The following is an 11,790-nucleotide window of genomic DNA, read 5'->3' on the forward strand; positions in this document are numbered from 1 at the left end:
GTCCCCCCGCATCGGCAGCCGTGAGCTGTCCGCCGGGGAGGCCGGGCGACCGCTGCGGGAGCAGCGGCACGTCGACGCCTGGGCGAGCCGCGCAGGCAGGGCCGTGGGGTCGAGGGTGGCGGTGCGGGTGGTCATCGCGTGAGCGCCGCCGCCGACGGCGACGGCCGGGGTCCGGGCGGTCGCGGCCAGCGCGGTGCTCGCGGCGGCGGTGAGGGGAGGACCGGCACCCGAGTGGGGCGGATGCCGGTCCGCTCGTGAGGCGGCGCGGGGGCTACTCGCCCGCGTGGGCGAGTTCGATGTCGTGGTCGTCCACGTCCCCGCCGCCGAGGCTGACCCCGCTCGCACGGGCCGGGTAGCCGGTCGCGATCACCGTGTACGGGCCGCCGTCCAGATCGCAGAAGGCGTACGTGCCGTCGCCGCCCGTCGTCGTGGAGGCGACGACGTTCCCGGCGGGGTCCACCAGTGTCACCCGGGCGTCGCCGAGCGGGGCGCCCGCGCCGCGTATCGTGCCCCGGACCTGTGCGCCGAACCGCAGCGCCAGGTCGACCCGGGTGAGCCCGGTGGCGCCGATCTCCACGGGCAGCGCCAAGGGCCGGTGCTTGGGCGAGGTGACGGCGACGGTCACCTGTCCCGGCACCAGATCCGCCACCGCGAACTCGCCCATGCCGTCGGTCCGCACGCTGGCCAGCACATCCCCGCGCACATCGGTGACGATCACGACCGCCCCCGCGACCGGAGCACCGCTCTCGGCCGAGCGCACCGCTCCGGCGAGCCCACTGCTGCCGACGAGGAGGACGTCGTACGTTGCCGCCGCCGCCCCCGCCGCGACGGTCGTCGCCTGCGGTTGATGGCCGTCGGCGACGGTGACCAGCATGTACGTCCCCTCCCCCGGCGCCTGGAGGGTGTAGGAGCCATCGTCCGCGGTGACCGCGCGGCCCAGTTGGCGTCCGCCCAGCGAGATCAGGGTCAGCGCCGCCCCGGCGACCGGTGTGCCCTCCGCGCCCCTCACCTGTCCGCGCACGGGGTGCGCGCCGGCGCCCGGCTCGCCGTCGTCCAGGCCCGGCACCGTGGCGACCAGCTCGGCGACGGCACGGGCCAGCGAAACGGCGACGGCCGCGCCGACGGCCGGCTCGTCCGGCACGGCGGTCTCCGCCGTCACCGCGTCCGGCTTCCGCGCCGCGCGGCGCTGCCCGGGGAGGAACGCGGCGATGAGCAGCGCCAGCACCGCCGCCCCCGACCCCACGGCCATGACCACCTTGAAGCCGTTCTCGGACGGCAGGGCGACGGTTCCGAACGGGGTGGTCATCCGGGCCAGGATCACCCCGGCCACGGCACTCGCGGTGGAGGTGCCGATGGACCGCATCAGCGTGTTGAGGCTGTTCGCGGCGGCCGTCTCCGAAGGGGCCACCGCACCCATGACGAGCGCGGGCATGGCACCGTAGGCGAAGCCGATGCCGGCACCGACGACGCAGGAGACCAGCACGAGCTGCCACACGGCGTCCATCAGCACGATGCCCAGCCCGTACCCCGCGGCCACGATCACCGCACCGGTCATCACGGCCGCCTTGGGGCCGCGCGCCCCGCAGACCAGCGCGGACAGCGGCGCGGTGGCCATCATGACCAGGCCGGCGGGAGCCATGACGAGTCCGGCGGTCAGCAGCGACCTGCCCAGACCGTAGCCCGTCGCCTCAGGCAACTGGAGCAGCTGGGGAAGGACCAGGGACATCGCGAACATGGAGAAGCCGAAGGCCAGGGACGCCAGGTTGGTCACCAGCACCTGACGGCGGGCGGTGGTCCGCAGGTCCACCAGGGGCTCCGGGAGCCTGAGTTCTAACCTGCCCCACAGGAGGAGCACGGCAGCCGCCGTACCGAACAGGGCCAGCGTGGTGGCGCTGCCCCAGCCCCAGTCGGCGCCCTTGGAGATGCCCAGCAGCAGACAGATCAGCCCGGCCGCCATGCCGAGGGCGCCCACGACGTCGAAGCGACCGCCGGCCCGCACCGGCGACTCCGGCACGCACAGCGGGACGAGCACGGCGGCGACCGCGCCCAGCGCGGCGGAGGTCCAGAACAGCGCGTGCCAGTCGAAGTGGTCGGCGATCAGGGCGGCGGCGGGCAGCCCGAGGGCGCCGCCGACGCCGAGGGAGGCGCTCATCAGTGCGGTGGCCGGGGCGAGCCGCTCGGTGGGGAGTTCGTCGCGCATGATGCTGATGCCGAGCGGGACGACTCCGGAGGCGAGGCCCTGCAGCGCCCGGCCGGCGATCATCGGGGCGAGGGTGTCGCCGAGGCCGGCCGTGACGGAACCAGCGACCAGCATGAGCAGGCCGGCCAGCAGCATGCGGCGCTTGCCGTACATGTCGCCGAGCCGGCCCATGACGGGGGTGGCGACGGCGGCGGCGAGCAGGGTGGCGGTGACCGCCCAGGTCGCGTCCGAGGCCGACGCGTCGAGCAGCTCGGGCAGTTCGGGGACGAGCGGGATGACCAGCGTCTGCATGAGCGAGACGACGATCCCGCCGAAGGCCAGCACCGCGACGACGAGACCCGGCCGCCGGACGGTGGGCTCCCCCGTCCTCGCGGGTGTGGTGGCCCCCGCCCGGGCGGGCGTGGGATGCGTGGGGGACATGGCGGGGGCCTCCGTGGGGGGATGCGTTCCAGCACGAACTGCCCAGCATCGTAGGCCCAGTTGATTGACTCAACCAATCAGAAGGTTCGGTGTGCGGGCCGTGAAGATTCCGGGCGGGGCCGCCCCGCCACCCCGCCCGGAATCACCCGGAATCGCCCGGCGACCGTTAGAGCGCGCGCTCCAGCCGTTCCGCCACGAGCTTCACGAACCGGCCGGGATCCGTCGGGCGGCCGCCCTCGGCGAGCACCGCGAGGCCGTGCAGCAGTTCGGCCGTACCGGCGAGTTCGGAGCGGTCCTCGCGCTCCTGGTAGGCCTTGTTCAGGCCCTGCACCAGCTCGTGCCCCGGGTTGAGTTCGAGGATCCGCTGTGCCTTGGGCACCTCCTGGCCCATCGCGCGGTACATGTTCTCCAGCGCGGGGGTGAGGTCGCCGGTGTCGGAGACGAGACAGGACGGGGAGACGGTGAGGCGCGCGGACAGGCGTACCTCCTTGATGTCGTCGCCCAGTTGCTCCTTCATCCAGCCGAGGAGGGCGGCGTACTCCTCGCCCTGCTTCTCCCGCTTCTCGTCGGCCTGTTCGTCGCTGTCGCCGTCGAGGTCGACCTCGCCCTTGGCGACGGACTTGAACCGCTTGCCCTCGAACTCGCCCACCACGTCGACCCAGACCTCGTCGACGGCGTCGGTGAGCAGCAGGACCTCGATGCCCTTGGCGCGGAACGCCTCCATGTGCGGGGAGTTCTCGACACTCTCGCGGGACTCGCCGGTCAGGTAGTAGATGTCCTCCTGACCGTCCTTCATCCGCTCCACGTAGGCCGCGAGCGTGGTGAGTCCGTCCTCGGCGTGCGTGCTGGCGAACGACGCGGCGGCGAGCAGGGTCTCACGGTTGTCGGCGTCGCTGAGCAGGCCCTCCTTGAGGACGGAGCCGAACTCCCGCCAGAACGTGGCGTACCGCTCCGGCGCGTTCTCCCGCATCTCCTTGACGGTGGACAGGAGCTTCTTGGTCAGCCGGCGCTGCATCATCCGGATGTGCCGGTCCTGCTGGAGGATCTCGCGGGAGACGTTCAGCGAGAGGTCCGCCGCGTCGACCACGCCCTTGACGAAGCGCAGATAGGGCGGCAGCAGCGCCTCGCAGTCGTCCATGATGAAGACGCGCTTGACGTAGAGCTGCACGCCGCGCTTGTAGCCCTGGGTGTAGAGGTCGTGCGGGGCGTGCGAGGGCACGAACAGCAGGGCCTGGTACTCGAAGGTGCCCTCCGCCTGGAGCCTGATGGTCTCCAGCGGCTCGCGCCAGTCGTGGCTGATGTGCTTGTACAGCTCGTGGTACTCGTCGTCGGACACCTCCTCGCGCGAGCGCGCCCACAGCGCCTTCATCGAGTTGAGCGTCTCGGCCTCGGGCGTGGTGCCGTCCTCGGCCGGGCGCGGGACGGTGCGGATCGGCCAGGTGATGAAGTCCGAGTAGCGCTTGACGATGTCCTTGATCGTCCAGGCGGAGGTGTAGTCGTGCAGCTTGTCCTCGTCGTCGGCCGGCTTGAGGTGCAGGGTGACCGAGGTGCCCTGCGGCGCGTCCTCGACGGTCTCGAGGGTGTACGTCCCCTCGCCGCGCGAGGACCAGCGGGTGCCGTGACTTTCTCCGGCGTGCCGGGTCACGAGGGTCATCTCGTCGGCCACCATGAACCCTGAGTAGAAGCCGACGCCGAACTGACCGATGAGCCCCTCCGCACTGTCCGCGTCCTGCGCCTCGCGCAGTTCCCTGGCGAACTGCGCGGTACCGGAGTGGGCGATGGTGCCGATGAGTTGGCCGACCTCGTCGTACGACATGCCGATCCCGTTGTCCCGCACGGTGAGCGTACGGGCCTCGGCGTCGGTCTCGATCTCGATGTGCAGGTCGGACACGTCGGCGTCGAGCGCGTCGTCCCGCAGCTTGGCGAGGCGCAGCTTGTCCAGCGCGTCGGAGGCGTTGGAGACGAGCTCGCGCAGGAAGACGTCCTTGTTCGAGTAGACCGAGTGGATCATCAACTGGAGGAGCTGACGGGCCTCTACCTGGAACTCAAACGTTTCGGTCGTCATGGTTCGGGTGTACCTCACGGGTTGCAGGGGCTCCTGAAAAGGACTGGCGAGGCCACTTTACAAAGGACGGGTCACGCGCCGCCCCGAGTCGGCCGAGGGCCCCGCCCGGCGCCCGCGCCGCAGGCACGCCGGCAGGAGGGTGCGGCGCCTCGGGGCCGGCGGGGGGCCCTCGTCTCGACCAGGCCCTCCTGCTCCGGGAGCATCAGCGCCTCGCGCACCAGGGTGCGGCTGGTGTCGAACCGGGGTGGAAATCCGAGGCTGTTGAGGTCCTGCCCGGGCCAGAGCCGCCCCGGGCACGCACCGTCCGCTCCCGCACCCTCGACGAGAAGGAGTACGCGGCCGCCCGCGCCACCCTCGGCGAACGCCCCCTCTCCGAACTGTCCGCACTCGCCGGCTGCACCAGCGCGCTCGCCCTTCAACTGCGCGTCTTCACCGTTCCGGCCCCGCCACCGGGAACATCGCCATCTTGTCCGAAATCTGGCGCACACCTAGCCTGAGTTTGTGCCGCGAATAAACAAACCCCGAACGCACAGTGTCGTGCCGGGCCACACCCTCACCCGTCTCCGGATCATCCTCACCGCCTTCTTCGCCCTCGACGGCTTCGTCTTCGCAGGCTGGGTCGTGCGCATCCCCGCCATCAAGGAACAGACCGACGCCACCGCCGGCACCCTCGGCCTGGCCCTGCTCGGCGTATCCGCCGGGGCGGTCGTCACCATGACCCCGACCGGGCGCCTGTGCCGCCGCTACGGAAGCCATCCCGTCACGGTCGTGTACGCCGTCCTGCTCTGCCTCGGCGTGATGCTGCCCCCGCTCACCCACTCAGCCGTCACCCTCGGCCTCGCCCTCCTCGTGTTCGGCAGCGCGTACGGGGGCATCAACGTCGCCTTCAACAGCGCAGCCGTCGACCTGGTGGCGGCCCTGCGCAGGCCGATCATGCCCACCTTCCACGCCGCGTTCAGCCTGGGCGGCATGGTGGGGGCGGGGCTCGGCGCGCTCGTCGCCGGGGCGCTGACGCCCACCCTCCACCTGGTCGGCCTGGGGCTCATCGGCCTCGCCGTGACGGCCGTCGCCGGACCGGCGCTGCTGCGCCAGGCACCGGCCGCGGGGCCGTCGACCGCGATCACCGCCGAGCCCGCCTCGCCGGGGCTTCCCCAGCAGGTGCGTGCCCGGGACACCCACGGTGGCCCGTGCGCACCGGCGGGCCCCTCCGACGCGGCGCGGATGCCACGCGCCACGCCGGAGCCGACCACCCCGACAACGCTGTCACCGCCCTCCGGCCGGACAGCGGCGAGCGCGCCCCTGCCGCCGGGGCCACGCCTGCCCTCCCGCTCGTCCGCGACAGCCCCCCGCACCCGCCGGCCCGTCCTCGTCTTCGGTCTGATCGCCCTGTGCACGGCATACGGCGAAGGCGCCCTGGCCGACTGGGGCGCGCTGCATCTGCGGCAGGACCTGGGCGGCTCCGCCGGAGCCGCCGCGATCGGGTACTCGTGTTTCGCGCTGGCCATGACCCTCGGCCGGCTGACCGGCACCACACTCCTCGAACGGCTCGGCCACACCCGTACCGTGGTGGCCGGCGGCTCCCTCGCGGCGGCCGGGATGCTGCTGGGCGCGCTCGCCCCCACACTCTGGGCGGCCCTGCTGGGCTATCTGATCGCGGGACTCGGTCTGGCCAACCTCTTTCCCGTGGCCGTCGAACGCGCGGGCGCCCTGGCGGGACCGAGTGGGGTGGCCACCGCCTCCACCCTCGGCTACGGCGGCATGCTCCTCGGCCCGCCCGCCATCGGTTTCCTGGCCGAGTGGCTCACCCTGTCCGTCGCGCTGACCAGCGTGGCCGCCCTCGCCGCACTGGCCGCTCTGACCGGCTTCGCCACCCGCCGGGCTACCTGACGTCACCAACTGTCGGTACTGGACAGCTAGGGCGTGTCCGACCGCGTCAACATGCGGGTGAGCACTGCTCGCTGAGCGGGCAGGAGGTCGCCGTGCAGCGCCCGCCCCTTCCCCGTGAGCGCGACCCGGACGCCTCTGCGGTCCTCGGCGCACAGACGGCGTTCCACCAGGCCGTCCCTCTCCAGCCGTGCGATCAGCCGGGACAGCGCGCTCTGGGTGAGGTGGACGCGCTCGGCGATCTCCTGGACGCGGTAGCTGCACGCCGTCTCCCCGGCCGACTCGGCGAGGACGTCCAGGACTTCGAAGTCACTGGCGCACAGACCGTGCCGGTGCAGCACCCGGTCGAGTTCGCACTGGGTCCGGGCATGCAGGGCGAGCATGTCCCGCCACTGCTCGACCAGCGCCCGCTCGGCTCTGTCCGCCTCGCCGTTCTTCGCTGCCATGGCCCGCACCGTAGCAGAGAAACGATTTTGTTGCACAGGAATTAAATGCGTTTGCATTCGATGCATGCGCATGTACTGTCGTGGCATGACCTCTCCGCTCACCTCACCCGTCCCCGGCATGCCCGAGGGACGCTGGACCTCCCGGTTGTGGGGCACGCTGCTCGTGCTGTGCGCCGCGATGTTCCTGGACGCGCTCGATGTGTCGATGGTCGGCGTCGCCCTGCCGTCCATAGGCTCCGACCTGGGTCTCTCCACCTCGACGCTGCAATGGGTCGTCAGTGGCTACATCCTCGGCTACGGCGGACTGCTGCTCCTGGGCGGCAGGACCGCCGACCTGCTGGGCCGGCGCCAGGTCTTCCTGGGCGCCCTCGGTGTCTTCGCGCTCGCCTCGCTGCTGGGCGGGCTCGTCGACTCGGGCCCGCTGTTGATCGCCAGCCGATTCATCAAGGGCCTGAGCGCGGCGTTCACCGCGCCGGCGGGCCTGTCGATCATCACGACCACGTTCCCGGAGGGGCCGCTGCGCAACCGGGCCCTTTCCCTCTACACCACCTGCGCCGCCACCGGCTTCTCCATGGGGCTGGTCCTCTCCGGTCTGCTCACGGAGGCCAGTTGGCGTCTGACCATGCTGCTGCCCGCGCCGATCGCCCTGATCGCGCTGTTCACGGGGATGCGGCTGCTGCCGCGCAGCGAGCGTGAACGGGAGCACAACGGCTACGACGTCCCCGGTGCCGTCCTCGGCACCCTGTCGATGCTGCTGCTGGTGTTCACGGTCGTCCAGGCACCGGCGGCGGGCTGGACATCGGCGCGAACACTGCTCTCGTTCCTCGCGGTTGCGGTTCTGCTGACGGTGTTCGTGCGGGTCGAGCAGCGCTCCGCCGGGCCGCTCATCCGGCTCGGTGTCCTGCGCTCGGGCAACCAGATCCGCGCCCAGCTCGGCGCGATGGCCTTCTTCGGTTCGTACGTGGGCTTCCAGTTCCTGGCCACGCTCTACCTGCAGTCGCTGCTCGGCTGGTCGGCGCTGCACACGGCGCTCGCGTTCCTGCCGGCGGGTGCGCTGGTGGCCGTGTCCTCGACCAGGGTCGGCGCGATCGTGGACCGGTTCGGCACACCCCGGCTGATCGCGACCGGCTTCGCCCTGATGGTCGCCGGGTACGCGCTGTTCCTGCGCGTCGACCTCGACCCGGCGTACGCGGCGGTGATCCTGCCGACCATGCTGCTGATCGGCGCGGCCTGCGCGCTGGTCTTCCCCTCGCTCAACATCCAGGCGACCAACGGTGTGGCGGACCATGAACAGGGCATGGTGTCCGGTCTGCTCAACACCTCCGTGCAGGTCGGCGGCGCGGTCTTCCTGGCCGTGGTGACGGCGGTGGTGACCGCGGGCGCCCCGGCGGACCCGACCCCGCAGGCCGTCCTGGACAGCTACCGCCCCGGCCTCACGGTGGTGACGGCGATCGCCGCCGCGGGCCTGCTCATCACCCTTCCCGGCCTGCGCCCTCGCCGCGCCCGCGGCTCGGTCGTCGTCGCGGGCTCCACGCCGAACACCGCGCGGCCGGACCGCGTACCGGTCGGTGACTGAGCGATTCCCTTCCCCTGTGCGCCCGGCGGGGGTGGTTGCCCTGCCGGGCGCTCGGCGGTGAGAATCGCGGGATGAGCGGTTATGGGGGACGGCGGAATCGGGCCGAGCGGGACGCGATCACCGTGGAGATCGGATACGCCTCGTTCAGCGCCGCGTTCGCGGCGGCGGTCGTCTTCGGCGCGATCGCCGGTCCGGTGCTGGTGTTCGAACTGCCGGACGCCGTCGACCGGTTGTTGCCGCGCGTGGCGCTGGTGCCGGCCGCCGCGGTGTTCGTGGTCCGTCTGGTGAGCGTGCTGTGGCGCTTCCCCCGGGCGGCTCAGCCCAGCCAGCCGGGTCGCACCAGGCCCGACTCGTAGGCCAGCACGACCAGTTGCGCGCGGTCCCGGACACCCAGTTTCACCATGGTGCGGCTGACGTGGGTCTTGGCGGTGAGGGGGCTGACGACCAGGCGGCGGGCGATCTCCTCGTTGGACAGGCCGATGCCGACCAGCGCCATCACCTCCCGCTCGCGTTCCGTGAGCCGGCCCAGTTCCTCCGCCGCGGCGGGCTCCTTGGAGCGGGCGGCGAACTCGGCGATGAGCCGGCGCGTCACACCGGGCGAGAGGAGCGCGTCACCGGCCACCACCGCCCTTACGGCACGCAGGAGTTCCTCGGGTTCGGTGTCCTTGACCAGGAAGCCCGAGGCCCCCGAGCGGATCGCCTCGAAGACGTACTCGTCGAGTTCGAACGTGGTCAGCATGACCACCCTCACCCCGGCGAGCGCCTCGTCCCCGGTGATGCGGCGGGTGGCGGCGAGGCCGTCCAGCCGGGGCATGCGGATGTCCATCAGGACCACGTCCGGGCGCAGTTCACCGACCGCGCGCACGGCCTCCCCGCCGTCGGCCGCCTCGGCGCACACCTCGATGTCCGGCTGCGCGTCGAGCAGCGCCCGGAACCCCGCCCGGACCAGGGACTGGTCGTCGGCGAGCAGTACGCGGATCACCGGCTCTCCCCACCCTCCGCCGTGGTCGGGCCCGCCGTCGGCTGCACGGGCAGGACGGCGAGCACACGGAAGCCGCCGTCGGCGCGCGGCCCCGCCTCGATCGTGCCACCCAGCGCCGCGGCACGCTCCCGCATCCCGGCGAGACCCTTGCCGCCGCCGCCGGCGTCCGCGCCGGTCGCCGGCCCGTCGTCGTCGATACGCAGCCGTAGCGTCGTACCGTCCTCGTCGAGCCGTACGCGCGCGTGCCGTGAACCGGAGTGGCGCACGACGTTGGTGAGGGCCTCCTGCAGGATGCGGAACGCGGCAAGATCGGTGCCCGGTGACAGCCTGGGCGGCTCCCCCGTCACCTCGACGGTGAGCCCGGTGTGTGCCGCCTGCTCGACCAGCTCGGGGAGCCGGTCCAGGCCGGGCGCCGGGGCGCGCGGCGCGTCTCCCGGCGCCCGGAGCGTATCGAGCACCTGGCGCACTTCGCCGAGCGCCTCCTTGCTGGCGGACTTGATGGTGGTGAGCGCGGTACGTGCCTGATCGGGGTCGGCGTCGAGGAGCGCGAGACCGACCCCCGCCTGGACGTTGATGACGGACAGGCTGTGCGCGAGGACGTCGTGCAGTTCGCGGGCGATCCGCAGCCGCTCCTCGTCGGCTCGGCGCCGCGCGGCCTGTGCGCGCTCGGCCCGCTCCCGTGACCACTGCTCTCGCCGGGCCCGTGCCAGTTCCGCGACCGCCACGATCGCGACGACCCAGCCGGTCACCACGAACTCCTGCCCGAGGGACGCCGACCGGTCCCCGGACGGCGGCAGCCACCGGTACAGCCAGTACGCGACCAGCAGATGCACGGCGCTCAGCAGCCCGAGCGCGGTCCACGCGGCGCGCCGGTGCCCGGCGACCACGGCGGAGAAACAGGCCACGGCCACCGTGAAGAACACCGGGCCGTACGGATAACCCGCCCCCAGGTAGAGCGCGACCACGACCGCCGTGCCGAACACGACGGCCACCGGATGCCGTCGCCGCCACAGCAGGAGTGCGCAGGCGGCGAGCAGCAGGACCCGGGCGAAGAGGTCCAGCCCGGCGCGCTCGCCCTGCTGCACATGGGCGGCGAAGACCGAACCGGCGAGGACGAAGACGGTCAGCAGCAGCGTGGACCGCCACGGCCGACGATCGTCGCCGTCGCCGTCACCGTCGCCTTGTGCGCCTTCCTGCGGCCACGGGGGCGGCCCGAGCCGCCCGAACCGCCGCCACCGCCCCGGCGCGCCGCCCCCGCGCTCCTGCTCTGCGTCCATGGCGGCCACGCTAGACGTCCGGAGCCGGGGCCGACGTCCGCCGGGCGAGGTGATCAGCCGTACTCCCCTGGAAGTACGGCCGCTGCCGGTCCCCGGCGCGCGCGACCCGCTCGGCGGACCGCGTGCCGCCTCCCCGTTGCCCGCGCGGCTCACCCTGCGGCCGTGGATCCAGGCCGCCGCGGCGGATCAGCACACCTGGCGCAGGCCCACCCCCTGGGCCAGCCGGGTCACCGCGTGCCGGAAGAACGGCTCGCGCTCCTCCACCATCCGGTTGAACTGGCCGAACAGCTCGAAGCTGACCAGTCCGAACAGCTGCGCCCATGCCGCGACCAGCGCCGCGACCGCTCCCGGGGGCAGGTCGTGGGCGAAGTCGCCCGCCATGCGCACGGCCTCCGGAACGAGTTCGTCGGTGAGGAGCGGGACCTCCAGGACCTGCGACCGGTGCGCGTCCCGGACGATGCCGATGAGGAGGAGGCCGACCCGGGACGCGGCCGGCACCGTCGCCTGGGGCGCGCTGTAACCGGGGACGGGCGTGCCGTAGATCAGCGCGTACTCGTGCGGATGCGCCTGCGCCCAGCCGCGCACCGCCTCGCACACCGCCACCCAGCGCTGTACCGGATCCGCCCCGGCGACAGCCGCGTGCGCGGCCTCCGCACGCTCGCCGAGGGAGTCGTACGCGTCGATGATGAGTGCGGTGAGCAGGTCGTCACGGCTCGGGAAGTACCGGTACAGCGCGGAGGAGACCATGCCCAGCTCACGCGCCACCGCCCGCAGCGACAGCTTGGCGGCGCCCTCGGCGGCCAGCTGTCTGCGCGCCTCCTCCTTGATGGCGGCGGTGACTTCGATCCGGGCGCGGGCGCGGGCCCCCTGGGCGGCGTTGCTGCTCATGCCCTCAGTCTCCCACGCCGCCAGATCAGTGCACACATTCGAGAGCGGCGCA

9 protein-coding genes are annotated in these 11,790 nt (G+C 72.6%); 3 read left to right on the plus strand and 6 right to left on the minus strand.

What is annotated here, in order from left to right; genetic code table 11:
• Positions 1-271: 271 nt before the first annotated feature.
• Together AQJ58_RS33225 and htpG are read right to left on the minus strand one after the other, a co-directional pair.
• The gene (locus AQJ58_RS33225; protein WP_067256884.1) at positions 272-2,620 is read right to left on the minus strand and encodes an MFS transporter; all 2,349 of its coding nucleotides are present in this window, start codon (positions 2,618-2,620) and stop codon (positions 272-274) included.
• A gap of 166 nt (positions 2,621-2,786) precedes the next feature.
• Positions 2,787-4,685: a molecular chaperone HtpG gene (gene htpG / locus AQJ58_RS33230; RefSeq protein ID WP_067256885.1), complete on the minus strand. Its 1,899-nt coding sequence runs from the start codon at positions 4,683-4,685 to the stop codon at positions 2,787-2,789.
• A gap of 537 nt (positions 4,686-5,222) precedes the next feature.
• Here htpG and AQJ58_RS44990 point away from each other — a divergent pair.
• A complete protein-coding gene (locus tag AQJ58_RS44990) occupies positions 5,223-6,572 on the plus strand; it encodes an MFS transporter (RefSeq protein ID WP_079079393.1) in 1,350 nt (449 codons plus the stop codon).
• Positions 6,573-6,598: 26 nt separating this feature from the next.
• Here AQJ58_RS44990 and AQJ58_RS33245 read toward each other — a convergent pair whose 3' ends face one another.
• Entirely contained in the window at positions 6,599-7,015 is a 417-nt protein-coding gene (locus AQJ58_RS33245; protein ID WP_067256886.1) for a MarR family transcriptional regulator, read from the minus strand.
• Between the two features lie 85 nt (positions 7,016-7,100).
• On the opposite strand from AQJ58_RS33245, the gene AQJ58_RS33250 reads away from it, so the two are divergent.
• Entirely contained in the window at positions 7,101-8,591 is a 1,491-nt protein-coding gene (locus AQJ58_RS33250) for an MFS transporter (RefSeq protein ID WP_067256887.1), read from the plus strand.
• Positions 8,592-8,662: 71 nt separating this feature from the next.
• A complete protein-coding gene (locus tag AQJ58_RS33255) occupies positions 8,663-8,947 on the plus strand; it encodes a DUF6332 family protein (protein WP_067256889.1) in 285 nt (94 codons plus the stop codon).
• On the opposite strand, the gene AQJ58_RS33260 is transcribed toward AQJ58_RS33255, so the two are convergent.
• From AQJ58_RS33260 to AQJ58_RS33270, 3 genes are all read right to left on the minus strand, one after another.
• Positions 8,908-9,573 carry a response regulator gene (locus AQJ58_RS33260; RefSeq protein ID WP_067256890.1) on the minus strand — a complete coding sequence of 222 codons (666 nt, stop codon included), beginning with the start codon at positions 9,571-9,573 and terminating at the stop codon, positions 8,908-8,910. The genes AQJ58_RS33255 and AQJ58_RS33260 overlap by 40 nt on opposite strands.
• Positions 9,570-10,850 carry a sensor histidine kinase gene (locus AQJ58_RS33265; RefSeq protein ID WP_107122221.1) on the minus strand — a complete coding sequence of 427 codons (1,281 nt, stop codon included), beginning with the start codon at positions 10,848-10,850 and terminating at the stop codon, positions 9,570-9,572. The genes AQJ58_RS33260 and AQJ58_RS33265 overlap by 4 nt, the downstream gene beginning before the upstream one ends.
• A 186-nt stretch (positions 10,851-11,036) precedes the next feature.
• Positions 11,037-11,738 (minus strand): TetR/AcrR family transcriptional regulator, encoded by a 702-nt coding sequence (locus tag AQJ58_RS33270; protein ID WP_067256894.1) that lies wholly within the window; start codon positions 11,736-11,738, stop codon positions 11,037-11,039.
• Positions 11,739-11,790: the final 52 nt, after the last annotated feature.

It is taken from the genome of Streptomyces sp. DSM 15324 (assembly GCF_001514285.1).
Lineage (GTDB): Bacteria > Actinomycetota > Actinomycetes > Streptomycetales > Streptomycetaceae > Streptomyces.

What these genes read in the sequence shown, in the direction of transcription:
- AQJ58_RS33225 (WP_067256884.1), bottom strand. Translation starts at nt 2,620, where the DNA reads ATGTCCCCCACGCATCCCACGCCCGCCCGGGCGGGGGCCACCACACCC.
- htpG (WP_067256885.1), bottom strand. Translation starts at nt 4,685, where the DNA reads ATGACGACCGAAACGTTTGAGTTCCAGGTAGAGGCCCGTCAGCTCCTC.
- AQJ58_RS33245 (WP_067256886.1), bottom strand. Translation starts at nt 7,015, where the DNA reads ATGGCAGCGAAGAACGGCGAGGCGGACAGAGCCGAGCGGGCGCTGGTC.
- AQJ58_RS33250 (WP_067256887.1), top strand. Translation starts at nt 7,101, where the DNA reads ATGACCTCTCCGCTCACCTCACCCGTCCCCGGCATGCCCGAGGGACGC.
- AQJ58_RS33255 (WP_067256889.1), top strand. Translation starts at nt 8,663, where the DNA reads ATGAGCGGTTATGGGGGACGGCGGAATCGGGCCGAGCGGGACGCGATC.
- AQJ58_RS33265 (WP_107122221.1), bottom strand. Translation starts at nt 10,850, where the DNA reads ATGGACGCAGAGCAGGAGCGCGGGGGCGGCGCGCCGGGGCGGTGGCGG.
- AQJ58_RS33270 (WP_067256894.1), bottom strand. Translation starts at nt 11,738, where the DNA reads ATGAGCAGCAACGCCGCCCAGGGGGCCCGCGCCCGCGCCCGGATCGAA.